Source organism: Haloarcula sp. Atlit-120R (assembly GCF_003665885.1).
GTDB lineage: Archaea > Halobacteriota > Halobacteria > Halobacteriales > Haloarculaceae > Haloarcula > Haloarcula taiwanensis.
This window is the reverse complement of the sequence record NZ_QPLN01000002.1, coordinates 737,019-758,858: the sequence shown is the minus strand read 5'-3', so window position 1 is coordinate 758,858 and position 21,840 is coordinate 737,019. Positions and strand designations below refer to the sequence as shown.

General features: G+C 63.8%; 25 protein-coding genes. 15 read left to right on the top strand and 10 right to left on the bottom strand.

Features of this window, described 5'->3' with window-relative positions; translation table 11 throughout:
• Positions 1-279: 279 nt before the first annotated feature.
• Positions 280-1,524 (bottom strand): LeuA family protein, encoded by a 1,245-nt coding sequence (locus tag DVK01_RS11185; protein ID WP_014039970.1) that lies wholly within the window; start codon positions 1,522-1,524, stop codon positions 280-282.
• Positions 1,525-1,658: 134 nt separating this feature from the next.
• Here DVK01_RS11185 and DVK01_RS11180 point away from each other — a divergent pair, with 134 nt between their 5' ends.
• Positions 1,659-1,961, top strand: coding sequence for a DUF5779 family protein (locus DVK01_RS11180; protein WP_121536699.1), 303 nt, complete (start codon positions 1,659-1,661; stop codon positions 1,959-1,961).
• Between the two features lie 119 nt (positions 1,962-2,080).
• Here DVK01_RS11180 and DVK01_RS11175 read toward each other — a convergent pair whose 3' ends face one another.
• Positions 2,081-2,359, bottom strand: a complete 279-nt coding sequence (locus DVK01_RS11175) for a hypothetical protein (protein ID WP_121536697.1) — start codon at positions 2,357-2,359, stop codon at positions 2,081-2,083.
• A 117-nt stretch (positions 2,360-2,476) separates the two neighbouring features.
• Positions 2,477-3,193, bottom strand: a complete 717-nt coding sequence (locus DVK01_RS11170) for a VOC family protein (RefSeq protein WP_121536850.1) — start codon at positions 3,191-3,193, stop codon at positions 2,477-2,479.
• A 127-nt stretch (positions 3,194-3,320) separates the two neighbouring features.
• Here DVK01_RS11170 and DVK01_RS11165 point away from each other — a divergent pair, with 127 nt between their 5' ends.
• Positions 3,321-3,995, top strand: coding sequence for a hypothetical protein (locus tag DVK01_RS11165; protein ID WP_101351413.1), 675 nt, complete (start codon positions 3,321-3,323; stop codon positions 3,993-3,995).
• A gap of 47 nt (positions 3,996-4,042) precedes the next feature.
• On the top strand, positions 4,043-4,453 hold the full coding sequence (locus tag DVK01_RS11160) for a hypothetical protein (protein ID WP_101349698.1): 411 nt from the start codon (positions 4,043-4,045) through the stop codon (positions 4,451-4,453).
• A gap of 8 nt (positions 4,454-4,461) precedes the next feature.
• Here DVK01_RS11160 and DVK01_RS11155 read toward each other — a convergent pair whose 3' ends face one another.
• The 3 genes from DVK01_RS11155 to DVK01_RS11150 form a co-directional block, all read right to left on the bottom strand.
• Entirely contained in the window at positions 4,462-4,671 is a 210-nt protein-coding gene (locus DVK01_RS11155; RefSeq protein ID WP_004593281.1) for a ribbon-helix-helix domain-containing protein, read from the bottom strand.
• Positions 4,672-4,715: 44 nt separating this feature from the next.
• Complete coding sequence (locus tag DVK01_RS22225; RefSeq protein ID WP_199722324.1) at positions 4,716-4,886, bottom strand: hypothetical protein; 171 nt, start codon at positions 4,884-4,886, stop codon at positions 4,716-4,718.
• A gap of 246 nt (positions 4,887-5,132) precedes the next feature.
• Complete coding sequence (locus DVK01_RS11150; protein WP_101349697.1) at positions 5,133-6,308, bottom strand: Xaa-Pro peptidase family protein; 1,176 nt, start codon at positions 6,306-6,308, stop codon at positions 5,133-5,135.
• 134 nt (positions 6,309-6,442) lie between these two features.
• Here DVK01_RS11150 and crtD point away from each other — a divergent pair, with 134 nt between their 5' ends.
• The 7 genes from crtD to DVK01_RS11115 all read left to right on the top strand — a co-directional run bounded on the left by crtD (position 6,443) and on the right by DVK01_RS11115 (position 12,599).
• The gene (gene crtD / locus DVK01_RS11145; protein WP_121536695.1) at positions 6,443-7,930 is read left to right on the top strand and encodes a carotenoid 3,4-desaturase; all 1,488 of its coding nucleotides are present in this window, start codon (positions 6,443-6,445) and stop codon (positions 7,928-7,930) included.
• Between the two features lie 3 nt (positions 7,931-7,933).
• Positions 7,934-8,818, top strand: coding sequence for a prenyltransferase (locus DVK01_RS11140; RefSeq protein WP_101349695.1), 885 nt, complete (start codon positions 7,934-7,936; stop codon positions 8,816-8,818).
• Positions 8,811-9,692, top strand: a complete 882-nt coding sequence (gene cruF, locus DVK01_RS11135) for a bisanhydrobacterioruberin hydratase (RefSeq protein ID WP_101349694.1) — start codon at positions 8,811-8,813, stop codon at positions 9,690-9,692. Before DVK01_RS11140 ends, cruF begins: the two co-directional genes overlap by 8 nt.
• An 80-nt stretch (positions 9,693-9,772) precedes the next feature.
• A complete protein-coding gene (locus tag DVK01_RS11130) occupies positions 9,773-10,609 on the top strand; it encodes an HTR-like protein (RefSeq protein WP_101349693.1) in 837 nt (278 codons plus the stop codon).
• Between the two features lie 133 nt (positions 10,610-10,742).
• A complete protein-coding gene (locus DVK01_RS11125) occupies positions 10,743-11,615 on the top strand; it encodes a hypothetical protein (RefSeq protein ID WP_121536693.1) in 873 nt (290 codons plus the stop codon).
• Positions 11,608-12,243 carry a hypothetical protein gene (locus tag DVK01_RS11120; RefSeq protein WP_101349691.1) on the top strand — a complete coding sequence of 212 codons (636 nt, stop codon included), beginning with the start codon at positions 11,608-11,610 and terminating at the stop codon, positions 12,241-12,243. The genes DVK01_RS11125 and DVK01_RS11120 overlap by 8 nt, the downstream gene beginning before the upstream one ends.
• Before the next feature lie 32 nt (positions 12,244-12,275).
• Positions 12,276-12,599 carry a transcription factor S gene (locus DVK01_RS11115; RefSeq protein ID WP_101349690.1) on the top strand — a complete coding sequence of 108 codons (324 nt, stop codon included), beginning with the start codon at positions 12,276-12,278 and terminating at the stop codon, positions 12,597-12,599.
• On the opposite strand, the gene DVK01_RS11110 is transcribed toward DVK01_RS11115, so the two are convergent.
• A complete protein-coding gene (locus DVK01_RS11110) occupies positions 12,596-13,378 on the bottom strand; it encodes a winged helix-turn-helix domain-containing protein (protein WP_121536848.1) in 783 nt (260 codons plus the stop codon). The genes DVK01_RS11115 and DVK01_RS11110 overlap by 4 nt on opposite strands.
• A gap of 301 nt (positions 13,379-13,679) precedes the next feature.
• On the opposite strand from DVK01_RS11110, the gene DVK01_RS11105 reads away from it, so the two are divergent.
• A complete protein-coding gene (locus DVK01_RS11105) occupies positions 13,680-14,507 on the top strand; it encodes a hypothetical protein (RefSeq protein ID WP_101349689.1) in 828 nt (275 codons plus the stop codon).
• Positions 14,508-14,585: 78 nt separating this feature from the next.
• Here DVK01_RS11105 and DVK01_RS11100 read toward each other — a convergent pair whose 3' ends face one another.
• Entirely contained in the window at positions 14,586-14,858 is a 273-nt protein-coding gene (locus DVK01_RS11100; protein ID WP_101349688.1) for a hypothetical protein, read from the bottom strand.
• Positions 14,859-14,976: 118 nt separating this feature from the next.
• Here DVK01_RS11100 and DVK01_RS11095 point away from each other — a divergent pair, with 118 nt between their 5' ends.
• From DVK01_RS11095 to DVK01_RS11085, 3 genes are all read left to right on the top strand, one after another.
• Positions 14,977-16,344: a hypothetical protein gene (locus DVK01_RS11095; RefSeq protein WP_101349687.1), complete on the top strand. Its 1,368-nt coding sequence runs from the start codon at positions 14,977-14,979 to the stop codon at positions 16,342-16,344.
• Between the two features lie 91 nt (positions 16,345-16,435).
• The gene (locus DVK01_RS11090) at positions 16,436-16,687 is read left to right on the top strand and encodes a hypothetical protein (protein WP_053968449.1); all 252 of its coding nucleotides are present in this window, start codon (positions 16,436-16,438) and stop codon (positions 16,685-16,687) included.
• 104 nt (positions 16,688-16,791) lie between these two features.
• Positions 16,792-17,793, top strand: a complete 1,002-nt coding sequence (locus DVK01_RS11085; RefSeq protein ID WP_121536691.1) for a DUF368 domain-containing protein — start codon at positions 16,792-16,794, stop codon at positions 17,791-17,793.
• 6 nt (positions 17,794-17,799) lie between these two features.
• On the opposite strand, the gene DVK01_RS11080 is transcribed toward DVK01_RS11085, so the two are convergent.
• Together DVK01_RS11080 and DVK01_RS11075 are read right to left on the bottom strand one after the other, a co-directional pair.
• Positions 17,800-18,903, bottom strand: a complete 1,104-nt coding sequence (locus tag DVK01_RS11080) for an NADH:flavin oxidoreductase/NADH oxidase (protein WP_121536689.1) — start codon at positions 18,901-18,903, stop codon at positions 17,800-17,802.
• A 105-nt stretch (positions 18,904-19,008) separates the two neighbouring features.
• A complete protein-coding gene (locus DVK01_RS11075; protein ID WP_121536687.1) occupies positions 19,009-19,974 on the bottom strand; it encodes a beta-ribofuranosylaminobenzene 5'-phosphate synthase family protein in 966 nt (321 codons plus the stop codon).
• A gap of 120 nt (positions 19,975-20,094) precedes the next feature.
• On the opposite strand from DVK01_RS11075, the gene ilvD reads away from it, so the two are divergent.
• Positions 20,095-21,822 carry a dihydroxy-acid dehydratase gene (gene ilvD, locus DVK01_RS11070; RefSeq protein WP_121536685.1) on the top strand — a complete coding sequence of 576 codons (1,728 nt, stop codon included), beginning with the start codon at positions 20,095-20,097 and terminating at the stop codon, positions 21,820-21,822.
• The last annotated feature ends 18 nt before the right edge of the window (positions 21,823-21,840 follow it).

Below are 21,840 nucleotides of genomic sequence, written 5' to 3'. Positions count from 1 at the left end.
ACTGATGACTCTGTGGTGGTATGACGAATCGATTCGGCCGGGGGTGAAAAGGTGAAGAGAGGGGCTATAGTGCCCCTACAATACGCACGCCGAGAATAGCGGTCGCGGTGCTGGCGGGGGTTCGAACCTGTTGTCCAGCAGCCGCGGTCATCACACCCGAATGCAGTTCGTCCCGAATAATAAACGTTCTGTGATAGCTGTTGGCGGGCAGCCGCTCGAAACCGGGTACTCACCGGTGGCTGGTCACTCGTAGTGACGGCCGGAAGCGAGGTCATTGGCCTACGCGCGGACCTCCTCGCTCTCCTCGGTCACGCCGATCTCCTCGGCGAACCGTTCGAGCACCGACATGGTGACCTGCTCCTCCGCGCCGTACTCTTTGACGCGGCGGGTCACTTCTCTGACCTCCGCCTCGGTCGGGTCGTAGCCCGCGTCGACGAGCCGCTCCCGAACCGAGTGGGCCCCGGTGTGCTTGCCGAGCACGAGTTCGCGCGTGGCCCCGACCATCTCGGGGGTCATGACGCCCGGCTCGAACGTGTCGGAGTTCTCGATGACACCGGCGGCGTGGATGCCGCTCTCGTGGGAGAAGGCGTTGCGCCCGACGACGGGCTTGTTCGCCGGCACCCCGATGTCGGATTTCTCCTCGACGATCCGCGACAGCTCCGTGATGCGGGTGGTGTCGATTCCGGTGTCGACGTCGTACAGCGACTCCAGCGCCATCACGACCTCTTCGTAGGCCGCGTTGCCGGCGCGTTCGCCGATGCCGTTGACCGACACCTGCGCCTGACTGGCTCCGGCTTCGAAGCCGGAGATGGCGTTGGCCGACGCCAGCCCGAAGTCGTCGTGCGTGTGCACGTCGATGTAGGCGTCGGTGCAGTCGTCGACGATTTCGATGAGGTCGTAGAACCGCCGCGGCGTGGCGACCCCACACGTGTCCGGAATGTTAATCCAGTCCGCCCCCGCCGCGGACGTGGCCTCGATGACTTCGACGAGGAAGTCCTCGTCGGTCCTCGTGGCGTCCATCGGCGAGAACATGCATTCGACGCCCGCATCTTTGATCATCTCGACACAGTCGACGGCGGTGTCGAGCGCCTCTTGACGGGTCGCGTGCATGGAATCCTGCAACTGTACATCCGACGTCGAGACGAAGGTGTGGACCATGTCCACACCCGAATCCAGAGCCGCCTCGATGTCTTTCTCGACCACGCGCGCCAGTCCGCAGGTCGTCACTCGCGTGGACTCAGCGATATCGCGCACTGCCTCGAACTCCGCGTCGGAGTTGACGGGGAACCCGGCCTCGATGACGTGGGTCCCCATCTCGTCGAGCAGCGCGGCTATCTCGCGTTTGTCCTCGTAGTTGAACGACGTACGTGGTGACTGCTCACCATCGCGCAGCGTGGTGTCGAAAATCCGTGCGTCTGTAATCTCAGACGTGGAATCCAGTGTGCCCTGGAAGAACTCGATCCGCCGGAGATTCCGACGTGCCCTCGTTGTTGGACATAAGCACCCGTAACTGGATGCTTCCACTATTTATACTTGTTCATAAGGCGGTGGCACGTCGACACGGCACACAGCCGCAAGCCGGGTATTGCAGCCAGCGCGACTGCCGCGCGTCAGACAGGTGGGGAGGATTTTTGCTCCGTCCGCGCATGGATGTGGCTATGAGTGATTTCGAGGGCCTGGACCTGCAGGCCGTGGAGGACCAGATGGACGAGGACCGTGACGGGGCCGGCAGCAACCGCGTCGTGCTGGGCGTCCTCGACGGGTCGGAACCGTCCGAACAGTGGGTCAAAACCATCGAAAACGGGTCGGTCCTGGTTCTCAACGTCGAAGGCGACCTGAACGAACTCGCCGCCGGGTTCGCCCGCCCGGTCCGGGAGGCCGGTGGGGAACTGATGCACTTCCGTGGGTTCCTGATTGTGACGCCACCGGGAGTCAGCATCGACTCCGAACGCCTAGATTGAGCGCCAGAACAGCCGGTCCCCACCGAGCAGTCCTGTCGCGGGCGATGCGTTTCTGCGGCCATTCGCCGAACCCGAAGCGTAGCGATCTTGATCGACACCACCACAGTTAGCACGACCGTTCAGGGGGAGAGCAGGCGCTGTAACAGTCCGTTCCACGCTCGAATGCCGTGGTTCCACGCTTGCCAGTAGGTGTCGAAGAACCGGGACGCTCCACAGTCAGTGTGGCTCGGTCTGGTCGCAATCTGAGCGTGGCATTCCGGGCAGCGATAGTGCGTGCTACCGCGTTGCTCGACCACGACCCAGTCACCGTCGTACCTGCTCTGGTGCCCACAGTCCGGACAGAACAGTGTCGCCTTTGTAAGGCCACCGTGCTCGGTCCGGGAGTCAGTTGGGGACATCCTCACTTAGACGGTGGCTATCGACTGGAAAAGAACCTGCCTATGAGGGGTCTATACGGCTACTAGTACAGGGGAGGTCATTATATTCGCGTCCAGCGAGTGTCTCCCCCGGTACCGCTAGTCGGCCGCGCCGACACCCGCGGCTACCTGCGCGGATACCAGCGTCAGGTAGTGGCCGTCCGGGTCCCGGATTCGGACGCCGTCATCGACCGACGTGACCGCAAGCGCGTCGTCGGCGACCTCCCTGGCCGTCGATTTCGGGTCGTCAGCGACAACGCCGAAGTCGACGTGGACACCGCCGCGGGCGTCGGCGATGCCCAGCCGCGGCGACCACAGTTCCAGATCGAGTTCGCCAGTCGAGAGTCTGACCCGGCCCTCGTCACGGCCGTCGTCGACCACCTCGAACCCGAGCGTGGTGTAGAACTCCATCGCCGAGGACAGCTCCTCGGCTTCAAGGACGAGTTCGAACAGGCCCGTGACGCCAGTGCCGTCGATCGCACGCTCCCCGAGTTCGACGCAGTTGCCCTCCGGGTCGTAGAAGTACAGCGAGCGCGCGTCGCCGAAGGTGTGTTCGACCAGGTCGAAGCGCTCGTCCAGCCGGTCGTACCAGTCGTCGTACTCCCGCTCGGGGATTGTCAGTGCGTAGTGCGTGTGGAGCCCACCGCGCGGCACTGTTCCCGGTGCACGGAGTCTAAGCTCGGTATCACCGGCCGCGAGTACGGCTTCATCTGGGCCCTCTGAAACGATGTCGAGCTCCAGAAAGGCCTCGTAGAACGCTGTGGCACGGTCTGGATACTTCACTTCTAGCGTGAGCCAGGCGGGCGATGAGAGCATAATCGGCGCTTCGACCGCCACCGACAAAGCCGCTGTGGACCCGTTTCGGGAGCGAAACAACCCCAGCACGCGTGTTTCCCGTTCTCGACCATTTATTCACCTCAGGCTCGTATGGAAGCGTATGCCAATGAAAGGCCAGGGCGAGGCAACGGAGTGGCTAGAGACGAACCGCTGGGAGCGCGGCGTGAGCTACATTCCGTATCCCGACGAAATGATGGTCCGGGCGAGTCACGTTCTCGAAACGGAAGCCGGTGTGTTCGTCGTCGACCCGATAGACGTCGACGGTATCGACGAGCTATTCGCTGAGTTCGGCGCGGTTGCCGGCGTCGTCATTCTGCTGGATCGGCACAAACGTGACAGCGCCGCCGTTGCAAACCGACACGACGTATCAGTGTACATCCCCGACTGGATGTCTGGCGTCGAAGAGGATATCGACGCGCCGGTCGAACGCATGCATCGACAACTGCCGGACACGGACTACGGCGTCCACAAGATAATCGATAACACGTTCTGGCAAGAAGCCGCGCTGTATGGCGATGCAGACGACACGTTAGTCGTCCCCGAAGCGGTCGGGGCGGCGGACTACTTCCTCGCCGGCGACGAGCGGCTCGGCGTCCACCCGATGTTGCGCCTGTTCCCGCCGAAGAAGCTCAGCCGCCTCGACCCCGAGCGAGTACTAGTCGGACACGGAGAGGGCGTGATGGAGGACGCCGCTGAGGCCATCGCCTACGCACTTCGCGGGTCTCGCGGCCGGACGCCGGGGCTGTACGCGAAGAACCTCAAGTCGCTCGTGCTCGGCTGAACCGGGGCAAGCGACGCCGTTTTACCCGGGCCGTGCGAAAGAATGGCGTGGTCTACGTCACACGCGGACTCGTCGAGACGCTGTTACGGCTCGCCAGCGAGGCCGAACCTGACGACGTGACGATTTCGCTGGCCGTCACACCTGCAGGGGACCTTCCCGATGCGGACCTACCAGACGAAACACCGGTATTTACTGACTTCTACCTCCCCTCAGCCGGGGCCTCCGTGAAGGCGGTGTTCGGCGTTGATCTGGGGACGCCGGCCGGCCAGACGCAGGGCCGGTTCGTCTCCCATCCCGACGGCTACATGGGAGTCAGCAAGACCGACGACCTCCACGAGGTGGTCTTCGTCGGCATCCCGCCGTGGGATATCGACGCCTTCGGGGCCTTTGACAGAGCCGGGCAGGCACAGGAGATTACGGTTCTCGACGTCGAACCGCCCGAGAAGTATCCGCAGTAGCGGCCCGACTACTCCAGATAGCCCAAGTCCCGCAACTGGTCGGTGATATCCTGAAACTGTGCTTCGGTCAGTTCTCCTTCCCGCTGGTGTTCGACGACGATACTCCGGAGCAGGAACCGAACGAGGTCGGACGTACTGGAGAAACTCGTCCCTTCGATAGTCTCTTCGACGCGCTCCGCGAGGTCCTTCGGGATGGATACTGTGGTGTAGTCAGCCATATCGGGACGGAGGCGGGCCGTCGGGATATGCGTTATGTCCCAGTTCAGCGCGGGTCCGTCGCCTCAGTGTCGAACTGGCCCATCGTCGCGTGATTGGTCGGCGAGAACACCTTCGGCGCATGGCGGGACCGGGACTGGTCGTCCGCGCTGTCGAATGGCAGCGTGGTTGTCGGGTACGAGTCGTCGTTTCGAGGGGTCGTGATTCGTGTTGTCATCCTGGGGGTGGTGTCGGCCGGCGTCTGTGGTTCGTGGGCAGTGCAGTGTGTGGGTCGCGTGCGGGGCGTACGTCGGATACAAGCATTGGGTACCACCACCTTTTGCCCCATCCATCATAAATGTTCATGATGTAGGTGTGGAAAATACTGTCTCATGGTAACAAGTGTTTTGGTAATAGGTAACACAGCGTTGGCCAGTAGCCAGATTACAACTGCTACCGTGCCTCTCGCGTCTGTTCGACTGCTTCAGACGACGAACTGAATCTCGTACTCAGTCAGGTTTTCGTATCCGTCGGGGGTGACGACGGCGATGTCCTCGATTCTCACACCACCCACGTCGGGATCATAGAGGCCAGGTTCAATGGTGACGATGTGCCCGGGTTCGAGCTCCCCCCCGTTCGGTGCCAGCCGTGGAAGCTCGTGGACATCCAGCCCGACGCCGTGGCCCGTGCTGTGGATGAACCCAGTCTCCGTTCGGTCGTCGTCACGCAACGTCGGCTCGCCGGCGTCCTCGTACACGTCACAGACAGCGTCGTGTACGTCTGCGCCGGTCGCGCCGGGTTCCAGCGCGTCGAACGCAGCGTCCACCGCGCGTTCAGTGAGGTCGTACCACTCACGCACCGTCTCGCTTGGCTCGCCTTTGACGAACGTCCGCGTCATGTCGGCGTGGTACTTCGTCATCTTGTCCTGTGGGAAGATGTCGATGATAATCGGCTCGTGAGCGAGGAGCGGCCCGCTCCCGCGGTCGTGAGGGTCCGCAGCGTCCGCGCCACAGGCGACGATTGTTTCGTCCAGCGAGCAGCCGTTGCGGAGCAGCGTCACCTCGATCTCCTCTTTCACCCGCTCGCTCGTCAGCGTCTCGCCGTCGACTTCGAGCGTGTCATCTTCCGCAATGTCCGACGCGTCAAGCAGCGACTCGGCCGCCGCCATCGCCGCTTCGTTTGCCCGCTGTGCCGTCCGGATGTGGTCGACTTCCGTCTCTGTCTTCGTCGCTCTGATCTCCGTGACGATGCCGTCAGTGTCGGCCGTCACGTCGACGCCGCGTGCGCGCAGGCCGTCCGCGGTCCGAAGGGGGAACCGCGGCGGCACGGCCACGCTCTCGACGTCGTAAGCCGCGAGGAAGTCCGCGAGGACGTGCGAGACCGCTTCGTCCGGGCCGTACTCCTCGACTTTCTGCTGGTGGTCGAAGTCGACATACCGTTCGACAGTCTCGGCCCGCGACTCGCGCTTGGCTCGGCCGAACTCCAGACTCCGTGGGAAGAGAAGGCGTGTCTCACCGTCGTACAGCGTGATGAACGGGTCCGGCGCGTCAAAGCCCGAAAGATAGTACTGGTCTGACACCTCGGAATCCGCATCGAGAAGGTAGCCATCGACGCCGGCATCGTCGAGATATGCGTCCAGTGCTGAGAGAGCAGGTTCCATACGTGTCAGATTGGCCCCCATCCCCATATACGTCTCCCACTGCGCCGCTCGGCGGCCCGACATATGGCCACGAATACCATACCGATGCAGTTTGGCCGCTCATTTATTGACGTTCCAGCCCCTCAGTTCTAGTAATGAGTGACTTGTCCGGTGAAGACGTGACCGTTGTCGGTGGCGGCATCGGTGGGCTCTCCGCCGCGTGCTACCTGGCGGACGCAGGCGCGGACGTCTCGCTACTGGAGAAAAACGAGCAACTCGGGGGCCGCGCCTCCCGGCTGGAGGTGGATGGATTCCGGTTCGACATGGGGCCGTCGTGGTATCTGATGCCCGACGTGTTCGAGCGCTTCTTTGCGTACTTCGGCAAGGAGCCCCGCGACTACTACGACCTCCAGCGGCTCGACCCGCACTACCGTATCTTCTTCAAGGACGGCGACCAGATCGACGTGACCGGTAACAACGACGAGATGCGCGAGAAGTTCGAGGCGTACGAACCTGGCGCGGGCGAGGCGTTCGAAGAATATCTGTCGACCAGCGAACGCCACTACGAGACGGCGATGAACAAGTTCGTCTACAAGGACCGCTCGAAGCTCCGTGACTGGGTCGACCTCGACGTGATGACCGCCGCCCCGGTCGGCCTCCAGCTCGTCGGCTCGATGCAGAGCCACGTCGAGGACTACTTCGAGCACCCGAAGCTCCAGCAGATAATGCAGTACACGCTTGTCTTCCTCGGCGGCTCACCTCGAACGACGCCAGCGCTGTACAACATGATGAGCCACGTCGATTTCAACCTCGGCGTGTACTACCCCGACGGCGGCGTCGGTGCAGTCGTCGACGGTCTGGTCGAACTCGGCGAAGAACTCGGCGTCACCTACGAGACCGACGCCGAGGTCGCGGAGATTTCCCGACGGAAGGAGGGATTCCTCGTCGAGACGGTTCATGGCGAGACGACCCACCCCGACGAAGTGGTCGTCAACGCCGATTACGCCCACGCCGAGCGTGAACTCCTCCCGGACCACGAACGCCAGTACGACGACGATTACTGGGACGACAAGACGTACGCGCCGTCTGCCTTCCTCATGTACATGGGCGTCGAGGGTGACGTGGAGCCGCTGGAACACCACACACTCGTTCTGCCGACGGACTGGGACCCTCACTTCGACGACATCTTCGAGGAGCCGGCCTGGCCCGACGACCCGGCCTACTACCTCTGTGTGCCCTCGAAGACCGATGACACCGTCGCCCCAGACGGGCACTCGAACCTGTTCGTGCTGGTCCCGATTGCGCCGGGACTGCACGACGGCGACGAGATACGTCAGGAGTACCGCGAGAAGGTGCTGGCCGACATCGCCGACAACACCGGCGTCGACCTGCGCGACCGCATCGTCTACGAGAAGCAGTTCGCCGTCTCCGACTTCGGTGAGCGGTACAACGCCACGGAGGGAACGGCCCTCGGTCTGGCCCACACGCTCCGCCAGACGGCCCTGCTGCGGCCCAACAACCGCTCGTCGGCCGTCGACGGCCTCTACTTCACGGGGTCGTTCACGACGCCCGGCATCGGCGTGCCGATGTGTCTCATCAGCGGCGAACACACTGCAGAGGCGCTCATCGAGGATATCGCCTGAGTAATGCCCGAACTTCCGACCGACCGCATTACCGCCGTTATCCCGCCGGAAGAGACGCTCGTGGGCTACCTGTTGCGCCTCTCCCGGCCGCGGTTCTGGCTGTACCTCGGTGGCCCGGTCATCGTCGGCGTCAGTTATGCGGCCGACGGCCCGGGCGAACTGTTCTCGCCGCTGGCTATCGCGCTGTTTCTGTACTTCACCATCCCCGGGAACGTGTTCCTGTACGGCGTCAACGACATCTTCGACGCCGACATCGACGAACACAATCCCAAGAAAGACGAGGGCCGCGAGGTCAGCTACCGCGGGGACAGCGCTGTCACGGCCATCGTCGTTGTCAGCGGCGCGCTCGCGTTGCTGTTTATGCTCGGGCTGCCGACGCTCGGGGTCGTAGCCCTGCTCGCTTGGATTGCGCTCTCTGTCGAGTACTCGGCCCCGCCACTGCGGTTCAAAACGACGCCCTTCCTCGACTCCATCTCGAACGGCCTGTACATCCTGCCCGGCGTCATCGGCTACACCGCTATCGAAGGCGTCGCCCCACCGGCGACGGCGGTGGTTGGCGCGTGGCTCTGGGCGATGGGGATGCACACCTTCTCGGCGATTCCCGATATCGAACCCGACCGCGAGGCCGGTATTCAGACGACGGCGACGTTCCTAGGCGAGTCAAACACCTACTACTACTGCGTGATGTGCTGGCTCATGGCGTCGTTCGCGTTCAACTTCACGCACTGGGTCTTCGGCCTGCTACTGCTCGTCTACCCCGGCCTCGTCTTCGGGATTCTCGGCGTCGGCGTCGACATCGACGAGGCCTACTGGTGGTACCCCGCGATCAACACCATTGTCGGCATGGTGTTCACGCTCATCGCGCTGTGGGTGATGCTGTATGGGTAGCGGCAAAGACCGGACGCGACCGGGCTGGACGCTCCCGGAGACAAAGACCGACGCGACCGCGCAGTTCGACCAGTTCGTCACCGAGAACCGGTTTACCATCGCCGTCGTCTTTCCGCTCGTCGGCGCGGTCACCCTGCTTGCCAGCGCTGAGGGAGTCCTGCCCGATCCGCTCGCGTTCAATCCCTACTTCGTCCTCTTTGGCACGTTCGTGATGCGATTACCCCTCGTGGCCGGCGTCTTCCCGCTCGTGGACCGCCGGGCCGGGCTGGCGCTGGTCGCGCTGACGCTGTATTCCTACGGCATCGAGCTTGTCGGTGTCAGGACCGGGTGGCCCTACGGCGAATTTACCTACGGTGTCGACCTCGGTCCAATGTTGCTCGGTGAGGTACCGTTCGGCCTCCCGGTCTTCTTCTTCCCGCTGGTCCTGAACGCTTACCTGCTCGTCTTGCTGTTGCTCGGCAACAGAGCGGCGTCAACCGCGGTTCGGCTGCTGGCGACGCTTTCGACGGTCATGCTTATCGATCTCGTACTCGATCCGGGTGCCGTGGCCATCGGGTTCTGGACCTACGAGGTGCCCCAGTTCTACGGCGTTCCGTGGCAGAACTACGCCGGCTGGCTCCTGTCGGGCTCGGTTGCCGTCCTGCTGTTCGACCTCGGGTTCGACCGTGCGGGGCTCCGACAGCGGCTCGAAGCGTGTCCGTTCATGCTCGATGACCTGGTGAGCTTTGTCCTGCTGTGGGGCGGTATCAACCTCTTTTACGCGAACTGGGTGCCGGTCGGTATCGCCGCGCTGCTGGGAGCGGGCCTTCTCTGGACGGACCGCTTTGACTTCGACCTCTCGGAGACTCGGGTCGGCCGTGCCGTCTGGCGGTGACGGTCTGCAGGCTCGCTGCCGCGCTGCCGACGACGCTGCGACAGCCAAGCGTTTAAGCGACCGCGTAGGTAGGAGGACGTATGGAGCGAATCCCGTTCGGAATCCGCCAGCTCGACTCCATCATCAACGGTGGGGCACCCGCCGGGAGCGTCGTCTTGCTCTCCGGCGAGGCCGGTGCTGGCTCCCGGGAGTTCATGCACACGAGCGCGCTCATCAACGGGCTCGAGCAGGTCGACGGGGAGCTACATGACCTCTACTACGGCGACCGCTCGACCGACGCCGTCGCGCCGGAGGAAGTCCATTACATCTCCTTTACCGCAAGCGAGACACAGCTGGTCAGCGAGATGCGGCTGGCGATGGACGACAACGTAGTCGAAAAAGGGAGCAAAGCGGTCGAGTTCCACGACCTCTCGGAGCGGTATTTCCATATCAGCCCCGTCCCTCGGGACTGGTACGCAGACGAAACCGCGTCGATTACCGACCTCCGGGCGCGCCACGAGCGAGAGGACCTGCTCGGCACACTCGGGATGGTTCTGAACGAGGTGGCGGCGAACAACCTCGTCATCATCGACTCGCTTTCGGACCTCGTCAGCGCCATGGGTGAGGAGATTGACTGGGCGGACATCAGCTCGCTCGTCCAGGGGCTCCAGAAGGCGGCCCATCAGTGGCGCTGTCTGCTCCTCTTGCACATCAATCCCGAGACGCTGTCGGCGGTTCGATACGGGCAACTCGTCGACGCATCCCACGGAACGATGGAGTTCGCGTGGGAGTCCGGCGGCTCCACCCGGGCTCGAACCCTCGTCGTTCAACAGTTCCGTGGCGTCCTCTCACAGATCGAGGACGAGGACATCGTTCAGTTCGAGACGGAACTGGGCGATGCCGGCTTCGATATCAGCGACGTCCGCAAGATTCGATAGCGATAGTCGGCGGGACAGCCGGCAGTAGCTGTCGGCAGGGAACAACGAGAACGGCGCTTCGGAATCGCTTCAACTCTCGGTATCTGAAATCGGCGGTAAACCCTTATCAGTCTTGTTCGTCAAGGGTGTCGTAATGTCCTCCGAGTCGACTGATGACGGGGGAGTGTACGTCGAGCTATCTGCAGATCTAGACGAGTGGCTGACTGAGCAGGCCGAGACACTCGACGTGTCTCGCGATGCCGTCATGGAGCAACTGCTGGCCGCATACATGACGACGGTCGATTCGGACAGCGAGATGCGCGATCACATCCAGCCGTCGTCGGACGAACTGGATGCCGTCGTCGCCGCGACCGTGGACGAGAAGCTGAACGGCTCAGTCGAAGCGGCGACCGAGAGCGCCGTCAACGCTCGTGTCCCGGACATCGTCGACACGGTAGAACGCCAGCTTGCTGATCGGTTCGAGGCGCTGGAAGCAGACTTCCAGACGAAGATCGAAGACGTCCGCGAGCGCGTCGTACAGGTCAAACGGGAGGCCGACGCCAAAGCGCCTGCCGACCACAGCCACGAGGAGTTCGACCGCATCGATGCACTCACACAGGAGATTGAACAGATAGAGACGGAACTCGCCGCGCTTCGAAGTGACGTGACTGACTCGCTCGAAACGCAGGACGAGCGCATCGCCGACATCGACGACCGTCTCGATGATGTCGAAGACAAGCTCACCCGCGTCGCCTGGGTCGTCAGCGACCTTCGCGACGACCAGGGTGGCCGAGACCAGAATCAAAAAGCGGTCGACCGCCTGAAACGCGCCGCGGCACAGGAGAACATCTCAGCGGCACGGTGTTCGAACTGTGACGAGCAGGTCGAGATCGGGCTCCTGACCGAACCCCAGTGTCCGCACTGCAACACGACGGTGTCGGACGTGCGGCCTGAGGGCGGTATCATCCGCTCGAAGGCGCGGCTGGTGGCCGCAGCACAGCTTGAACCGGGCGAGAACAATGAGTGACGACGAGCCAGACCCCTTCGAAGCGCTCGACTCCGGTGACGACCGCGAGGGCGACCCGTTCGAGCGACTCGGGTCGGGACCTGACGACGCGGACACCTCGACAGACACACGCCAGCCGTCCGACGACGGTTGGCCGGGCAGCGAATCGAGCGACGTACCGGCCGACAGCGGGTCCAACGGTGAACCCGCTGCAACCGATGCTGACGACCTGCTCTCGGCTGTCGACACGGCGGAGTTCCGTTCGGATTCGGCGGCTGAATCGGACAGCCCTGTTTCAGAGTCGGCACCTAGCCCGAACGACCCGTTCTCGGGGATGGACGACCGCGGCGAAGACCCCTTCGGCAGCGGTGACAGCGCATTCGAGCGGGTCGATGTCGACCACATCGACGCCGACAAGGTGTGGGCAGAAATCGCTGACGACGACGATAGCGAGACCGCGCCAGAGAGCCGTTACGCGGAGGTGTCGAAACATCGCTACTGCGAGCAGTGTGAACACTTCTCCGAACCGCCGAACGCACACTGCACGAACGAGGGGACTGAAATCGTGGAGTTCCTCGACATGGAGACGGTCCGGCTCCTGAACTGTCCGGTCGTCGCCGAGCAACACGAAATCGAGGACGAGCAGTAACGGCTTTTTGCCTCGGTGTCGGACGGGCGTGTATGCAGTTCTGCGACGACTGTGGTTCGATGATGCACGCCGACGGTGACGAGATGGTCTGTCAGTCCTGTGGCGCGCGGGTCGCGAAAGACGAGGACCGGGCGGCTGAGTTCGTCACCACGGACGAACAGAGCGGCGACGAACTGATAGAGACCGAAGAGGGCTCGAACTTCGAGGGCAAGCCGACGGCCGACGACGTGACCTGTGAGGAATGCGGGCACGGAAAAGCGTGGTACACGATCAAACAGACCGGGTCAGCCGACGAACCGCCGACGCGGTTTTTCAAGTGCCAGGAGTGTGGCCACCGGTGGCGTGAGTACAACTAGAGCAGCGACTCCAGAATCTGGAGCTCTTCCTCCTCGGATATCTGCTCGGAGTTCATACACGCGTGGACGACTTTATGGACGAGCTCGGGATCCTGAAACGGATTGGATTGCAGCGAGCCGCCACCGTCCGCGATGGTTTCGACCTGCCCTTCAAGCTCGGCCAGCTGTGCGGAGAGGTCCTCGACAGTCGACTGGAACGTAGTCAGCGTGGTATTCACCTCGCCGGCCGCTGTCTCGACCACCGCTGCCGAGCGGTCGCCGTCGTCGGGCTCGGTATCGGTCTCTGACACTTGTTCGTCCCCGGTGTCGGGGGCGTCCGGTGACTCCGGGGGTTCGCTCTCGGATGCCAGTGTTTCAGTCTCGTCAGAGGACATTGAATCGGTCTGTTCGTCGCTAAACACAGCGTTTGCGAACGTTTCGCGGTTCGCCCAGTCGAACCCGTCGATACCGTTGACACGATTGCTCACAGTCGAGGCAGTCACATCGAGCTTCTCTGCGAGGTCTCGCTGGGACGCGGTGGGGTGTTGCCGAATCGCCCGGAGCGTCTCTCGTTCTGTCGAGGAGAGGTCCTCCGGGGCCGGATGCGACTGTGTCTCCGCGGACGATTCACTCGGAGACTCGTCGGTCTCGTCGGTCTCGTCGGCCTCGGCTGGGTCGCCGTGTTCTTCGAGGACCCGCTCGACCAGTTCCGCTGTCGCGCTCGGCACTTCGGACGCAAGCTCTGCGATGGACGCCTCAGGGTTCTCGGCCGCTACGTCGAGTATTTGTTTGTGACGCATCGATTTGGGGGCCGTTCGGCCGTTCGTTGATTTGCTCATTGATATCACCACATAGGGATGGTACCGCCACCCAATCCCCCGACCTGATATACGTTTGACTGAAACCAATGGAATTGTCAAAAGCTTTTGGTTAGACACAAACATTAATTAATATGTTATTTACGCAGCCAGCGCCTGAATGCTAATGATACAAACTATGCAGAGCGGGGGGACCGATCTATGGGCCGGACAGGGCACCGTTGGTCAAAACAGAACCTGAGCCTTCTGAAGGCATTTATTCAGGGCAGGGCAACGCAAAGCCATGTACCGTCGTCGTGTTCTGGCACTCTGTGGACTGGCTCTCACCGGTGCAGGATGTCAGGGTGAGACTGCTGACACCGAAACAGTGACGCCGGTCCCGTCGCCGGCCATCAGCGAAACTGACACCGGGCCGCTGCCCGCGGTGACGATTACGGACTCAGTAGTGATGCCCGGCGTCGTGGTCCCGGGAACTGACTCTATCAATGTCCAGTCAGCCGATGGGCAGTACCTCGTGCTCACAGTGACTGTCGAAGGCTCCGGAGTAGACCGCGCCGCGTTCTCGCTCAGATTCAACGGGTCGACGTACAGCCCACAGACCTTCAGGAACGGGCTGTATCGCGACGGTGAGTGGGGCCAACAGTTCACCGAGGCCGGTGGACCACTGGTCTTTGATCTCCCTGAAACCGGCACAGCCAGCGACGCCCGACTCTCCTGGCCCGGCGGGGAGTGGACACCGCCAGAGACTGTCCAGAACAGGCTCAAAGCGCCGCTGCCGTCATTCGATGTCACTCTCGACGGACCGGGGCGCGTCACTGAGCCAGCCGTGCCGACGCTTGAGATAACAGTCACGAACACGGGCGACACCGCAGGTCGGTACGTCCTCGCACTCAACCGAACCGGTCCACGCGTCGCTTACACGCCCGTCGGACGGTTTGACGGTGAGCTGGCGCCGGGTGAAACAGAGAGCATTACACGCGATGGCAAGAGTCCCTACGTCGACGAGACGGAACCGCGCGAAGTCACGTATCACCTGCGAGCCTCGGAAGACCACAACGACGCGACACACCGAATCAAACCGGTCGATGAGGAAGCTACGACCGAATCATAGAAATCCATCGCATTCGAGAGCCGCCTGTGCGCATCGAGACGACAGCAAACAGTCAGACGCTGGCACAGGAGCGCCGCCTCAGACCCCTTCCAGGTCGGACCGGTACTCGTTGATCGCGTCGTCGGCGTCTTCGATGACACCGGCTACGTCTCCCGCGTCACCGCTACTCAGGTCGTTGAGCGCCGACTGGATGCGGGCGAGCCGACCGTGGTCCGGGCCGCGTTCGGCGGTCGCGAGGGTGTCGAGCTGGTCGGCGAGTTCGGCGAGGCGCTCGCTCGCTTCGTCGCTGCTAGTGTCTTCGGACGCCGATTCGAGCAGTTCGCTTGCGGATGCGAGTTCGTCGCGTGTCATACGTGGAAGTTTACAGATGGGGACTAAAACGGTTCGGCTTACGCGAGCAGGATTGTTATAAATAAACAGCGGCCGGAGGCCGCGCAACGCTTACCCAGTCCCCGCTCCCAGACCGGGCATGGCAACCTTCCTCTTCTGTTCGCTAGATGCGGCACTCGTCGGCGACATCGCCTGGCAGGTCGCTCGAGAGGGCCACGACGTGAAGTACTACATCGAGGCCGACAGCGACAGGGAAATCGCCGACGGGTTCGTGCCGAAGACCGACGACTGGCGCACCGAAGTCGAGTGGGCCGACGTCATTATATTCGACGACATCTGGGTCGGCAGCGATGTCGGCACCGGCGAACTCGCGCGGGAACTCCGGGCCGAGGGCCACGCCGTCGTCGGAGGCACTCCGAACACGGACCGGCTCGAAGAGGACCGCGGCTACGCGATGGCGATCCTCGAAGAACACGGTGTCAACACTATCGAACATCACGTCTTCGAGGACTTCGACGCCGGCATCCGGCACGTCCAGAAGGACTCCGCACCCTATGTCATCAAGCCGCTGGGCGAGGTCCAGAACGTCAAGCGACTCCTCTACGTCGGAAATGAGGACGACGGCAGCGACGTCGTTGACGTCCTTCGTGCCTACAAAAAAGCGTGGGGGCACCGGATGAAAGGCTTCCAGCTCCAGCGGAAGGTCGAGGGCGTCGAAGTCGCCGTCTGTGGCTTCTTCAACGGCGAGTCGTTCGTCGAGCCGATCAACTTCAACTTCGAGCACAAGAAACTGTTCCCGGGCAACATCGGTCCTTCGACCGGCGAGATGGGGACCTCGATGTTCTGGGCGGGGCGCAACGAACTGTTCACCGAGACGCTCGGCAAACTGGAGGGCTGGCTCGCCGGCGAGGAGTACGTCGGCAGCATCGACATCAACTGCATCGTCAACGAGGACGGTATCTATCCGCTGGAATTTACACCGCGGTTCGGGTACCCCACAGTCACGCTGCAGGAGGAGTCGTTTGAGTCGGGGACAGGGCAGTTCTTCCTCGATCTGGCGAACGGGCGCGACCCCGGGCTGGAGGTCCACCGGGGGTATCAGATCGCGGTTCGAGTCGTCCTCCCGCCGTTCCCGTTCGACGACCAAGAGACGTACGACGAGAACTCCCGCAACGCCGCAGTCGTCTTCGAATCCGACAGCCGCGATGGCATCCACATCGAGGACGCGAAGCGTGTACCCGTTGAGGGTGCGGAACGCTCGGCTGGCGAGAGAAGCGAGCCGGAAGCGGCTGTTGACGGGCAATGGCGTGTGGCTGGTGAAAGCGGGATGCCGCTAGTCGTCACGGGGAAAGGCGAAACGATGCAGGCGGCACGGGAGCAGGCCTACGAGCGAATCGACGATATCCTCATCCCGAACTGTTACTACCGCGACGACATCGGCGAGCGCTGGATCGACGGCGACGGGGACCGCCTGCAGGCGTGGGGCTATCTCGGCCCTGCCGTCTAGCGACGTGCAGGATAGCGTTCCCGTGTGACCGAGCTTTGGCACGCGCCGAACGCGGACCTTTATGTGTGTAACACGTACCCATGATTGACGAATGGACGCACAAACTGAGCGGTCGCCGCTACACGTCTCGCACACCGACCACGACGACGGCTGGACGGTCGCCGTCGACCTCGACTCGCTTCAGGTTAGCGACGACCACGTCACAGTCGACGTCATTGGAACAGAAGCCATCGTTGCCGTCGACGCCCCGCACCTCCAGACGGAGTTCGACATCGATCTACCGGCTGCCGGGGCAGTCCAGACACTCAGAAACGGCGTGCTCACGCTCTCGCAGCGAAGTTAGCGCTGTCGCGGGCTACTTTTTAGCCATACCCTGCCTTTGTGACAGTCCAGCAACACGATACGACTCCACAAGGGATTTGAGCGTGTTGCTGGAACCGTTCAGTGATGACCACCCCTCCCGACCGGGACCCGCCGACGGTTCTGGGCTCGGTGCCACCGCTTCGTGCGTGGATTCGAACGTTTCTCATCGGCCTCTGTATGGGCAGCGCGGACGGGGTCCCCGGTGTTTCCGGGGGCACAATCGCGCTCATCGCCGGGGTCTACGAGCGACTCATCGCCGCGATTACCGCCGTTACGCCGGGCCGCGTAATACGGTTCGTTCGCGCTCTCACGCCGCTAGACGGCGGTGTTGATTTGCGCGGTGCGTTTGCCGAACTCCTCGAACTCGACATCTGGTTCCTCCTCGCGCTGGTCGCCGGCGTCGGTACCGCCGTCGTCATCGTAACACACATCGTCACCGTCGCCAGCCAGGAGACGCCGGCGTTGCTTTTCGGCTTCTTCTTCGGCCTCATCGCCGCCTCCGCGGTGGTGTTGCTGCGCAGTCTCACGGTCGAGTCGCCGTTCCAGATAGGGGCCGGCGTCCTCGGGTTTCTGCTTGCGTTCTACGTGTCCGGCGTCTCGAACACCGCCGCCGACGGCGGCAGTCTCGCACTCGTCTTCATCGCCGGCATGATCGGCGTCAGCGCGATGATTCTGCCCGGCATCTCGGGATCGCTGTTGCTCGTCATCCTCGGGCAGTACGACAGGATGTCAATGGCGCTCGCCGACTTCGTAGACGCGCTCATTGCGCTCGTCACCGGCGGGCCAGCCGAAGACGTGACAACGACCGCCGTGCCGGTCGTGACGTTCATCGTCGGCGGGCTGGTCGGCCTGTTCACCATCGCACGCGTCGTCCGTCGGGCACTGGAGTACAACCGTCGGGCAACGCTGGCCTTCCTCGTCGCGCTCGTCGTCGGCGCACTCCGCGCTCCGGTCGTGAAGGTCCGGAGTGAAGTCGGCTTCTCGACGGACGTTCTCATCGCGTTCGTCGCTGCCGCCGCTATCGGCGCGGCCTTCCTGCTCGCGCTCGACTGGTACGCCGTCGACCTCGACCTGGATAAGATCTAAACAGGTTCAGAAGCCCCAGGCACGGCGGTACTGCGGCGGTCCCTCTATCTCGTCGGTCGCGTCGAGTTCCTTCGCGGCATTCATCGTGAAGTACGGGTCCCGGAGGTGTTCGCGGCCGACGATGGCCATGTCTGCCCGGTCGTTGGCGACGACGGCTTCGGCCTGTTCGGGCGTCGTGATGCCGCCGACAGCGCCGACGGCGATGTCCGACTCCGTTTCCTCTCGGATCCGCTCGGCGTACCGGAGCTGGTAGTTCGGCCCGGCGTAGTCGGGGCGGGACTCGGGGTGGATGCCGCCGCCGCTTACGTCGATGAGGTCCACGCCGATGTCGGCGAGCCGGTCCGACAGTCGCACGGAATCCTCGACGGTCCAGGAATTGCGGTCGGGGAACCAGTCCGTCGCAGAGATACGGACGAACACCGGCTTGTCGTCGGGCCAGACCTCGCGGACGGCGGTCGTGATTTCGCGGACCAGCCGCGTGCGGCCCTCGAAGTCGCCGCCGTAGTCGTCTTCGCGGTGGTTCGTCACCGGTGAAAGGAACTGATGCAAGAGGTAGCCGTGGGCGGCGTGGACCTCTGCGACTTCGAATCCGGCGTCGAGCGCGCGCTCAGCGGCGGTGCGGAACGAGCCGATGACAGCCTCGATGCCGCCCTGATCGAGCGCCGTTGTCGGCGGTGCCTCGCCGTCTTCGTATGGCCAGGGGTCGTCACTCGGGCCGACGACTTCCCAGCCGCCGTCGTCGGGCTGGAGCGGGTCGTGGCCATCCCACGGTCGTTCGATGGAGGCTTTCCGCCCAGCATGGGCTAACTGGATGCCCGGCACGCTTCCCTGTTCGGTGATGAACTCCGTAATCGGTTCCAGCGCTGCCGCGTGCTCGTCGCTCCAGATACCCAGATCCTCCGGAGAGATACGGCCACGGGCTTCGACAGCAGTCGCCTCGGTCATGACCAGGCCTGCGCGGCCAACGGCACGCGAACCGAGGTGCGTGCGGTGCCAGTCGGTGGCGAGGCCGTCACGAGCCTCGCAGGAGTACTGGCACATCGGAGACACCATGACGCGATTCGGGACTGTCGTCTCACGGAGTTCCAGCGGTGAGAACAGTGCAGTCATCGACGGGAGTTTGCCGTCGAGACGGATAACCGCACTGGCGGCTGCAAGAGTCGTGGTTAGTTCCGGCGGTTTCCGTCGTCACCTGGGCGTCTCGCCGCCAGCGCCCTACTCGGTCAGCGAGGCACCGGTGTTCCGGGGGGCGACGACGGTGACTGTGCCCTCGACGCCGGCCTCGTCGAGAGCTAGGACGCCAGCCTCCCTGGCCTCGGACTGGTGGGCCGCCGTCGTCAGCCCCCAGACGGTCGGCCCCCAGGAGCTCTGGCCGGCCCCCGAAATTACCGGGGCGCTCGACAGCGAGTCGACGAGTTCGCCAGCGGGTGGGCGGTAGACGCCACCCTGCTCGTCGGCGTACCACGCGCCGTTGAGCCGGCCCAGCCGCGCCGCGGCCTGCCCGAAGTCGCTGTGGTCTCTGGTCGCAATCGCGGGGAGGACCCGCCGGGTCAGTAACGTCGAGATCTCGTCAGCGATACCGGGGTCGGCGCGCTCGACGGCTTGCCGCATGCTCTGGTCTTCTGCGCTCCCGCTCTGTCCGGGGTCGGTGTCCGGGACGACGATGACAAACCGCCAGTGTGCGGGGACGTCATGACGGGCCAGCACCGGCGGCACGTCCCAGTCACCTTCGGCTGGCGGTTCGGCAGTGAACCGCTCCGTCGGGTGGCCGCCGTCGACGACGAACCCGCCCGACTCGAACGCGGCCACGCCGACGCCGCTCCGGCCGCCCCGGCCCAGTTGCGGCGCGTAGGTCCGTGCGTCGGCAGTCCGGTCGTAGGCCCGGACGACGGCGATGAGCGTCGCCAGCGAGAGCTGGGTGCCGCTCCCGAGGCCGACGTGTCGCGGGAACCGCTCGTCGACGGCGACGGCCGCGCCGGGCACGTCGAGCGCGTCGACGACGCGCCGGACGTACGGTTCGGTCGCCGGGTCGTCACACCGGACCGTCTCGGCCCGGGACGCCTCGACGGTCAGCCGCGGCTCATCGAGCGCGAGCCCGACGCCGCCGTAGAGGCGCTCGTGGGCGAGCGAGAGGTTCTGAAAGCCGAAGTGGAGTCGCGCGGCGGTCGTGACCGTCGGCATACGGCGGCGGAAGTCCCCGACGGAAAAGAAGGTACTGTCACCGGTCGGTTTCGCCGTGCTCCGTGTGAGACGGTACCGCGAGTACAAGTTATTTAAGGTTGCCCATGGCCTCGGTGAAATATGAGCAATCAGGAGCGGCAAGAACGTCCGGAAAAAGACCCGGACCTGCGGAGTACCGAGGTGACGGAGGGATACGAGAAAGCCCCCCACCGCGCGATGTTCCGCGCGATGGGCTACGACGACGAGGACCTCTCCTCGCCGATGATCGGCATCGCGAACCCGGCCGCCGACATCACCCCGTGTAACGTCCATCTGGACGACGTGGCCGATGCTGCCTACGACGGTATCGACGATACCGAAGGGATGCCAATCGAGTTCGGGACCATCACCATCTCCGACGCTATCTCGATGGGGACCGAGGGAATGAAGGCGTCGCTCATCTCCCGCGAAATCATCGCCGACTCGGTCGAACTCGTCACCTTCGGCGAGCGGATGGACGGCATCGTCACCATCGGCGGCTGCGACAAGAACATGCCCGGCATGATGATGGCCGCTATCCGAACGGACCTGCCGAGCGTCTTCCTCTACGGCGGCTCCATCATGCCCGGCGAGCACGACGGCCGCGAGGTCACCATCCAGAACGTCTTCGAGGGCGTCGGCGCGGTCGCCGACGGAGAGATGACCGAGGGCGAACTCGACGAGATGGAACGCCACGCCTGCCCCGGCGCGGGCTCCTGTGGCGGGATGTTCACCGCCAACACGATGGCCTCCATCTCCGAGGCGCTCGGCTTCGCGCCGCTTGGGTCGGCCTCCCCGCCGGCCGAACACGAGTCCCGTTACGAGGAGGCCCGCCGGGCCGGCGAACTCGCCGTCGAGGTGGTCCAAGAACGCCGCCGCCCCTCGGATTTCCTCACCCGCGAGTCCTTCGAGAACGCCATCGCCCTGCAGGTCGCGGTCGGGGGCTCGACCAACGCCGTCCTCCACCTGCTCGCGCTCGCGGCGGAGGCCGGCATCGACCTCGACATCGAGACGTTCAACGACATCAGCGCCCGGACGCCCAAGATTGCCGACCTCCAGCCCGGCGGCGAGAAGGTCATGAACGACCTCCACGAGGTCGGCGGCGTCCCGGTCGTCCTGAAAGCGCTGAACGACGCCGGCCTGCTCCACGGCGACGAACTCACTGTCACTGGCAACACCATCGCAGAGGAACTCGACCGCATCGACCCGCCGGCCATCGAGGACCTCGACGCGGATTACCTGTACCCGGTCGAAGACCCGATCCACAAGCGCGGGGCTATCCGCATCCTCTCGGGCAACCTCGCGCCCGACGGCGCAGTCATCAAAATCACCGGCGAGGACCACCTCCACCACGAGGGGCCGGTCCGCGTCTTCGAGCAGGAAGAAGGAGCCATGGAGTACGTGCAAGAGGGGCACGTCGAGTCGGGCGACGTCATCTGCATCCGCAACGAGGGTCCCCAGGGCGGGCCCGGCATGCGCGAGATGCTCGGCGTCACCTCGGCCGTCGCCGGGCAAGGCCACGCCGAGGACGTGGCGCTGTTTACCGACGGCCGCTTCTCCGGCGCGACCCGCGGCTTCTCCATCGGCCACGTCGCGCCCGAAGCGTTCGTCGGCGGCCCAATCGCCGCCCTAGAGGACGGCGACACCGTCACTATCGACATCGACAACCACGAACTGTCGGTCGATCTCACTGACGAGGAGATGCAACAGCGCCTCGAAGACTACGACCCCGAGCCGACGTACGACAGCGGCGTGCTGGCGAAGTACCACAGCGATTTCGGCTCCGCCGCCAACGGTGCGGTGACAAACCCCGGCGCGAAGTGGGACTGAGACCGGATCACAGCTTCG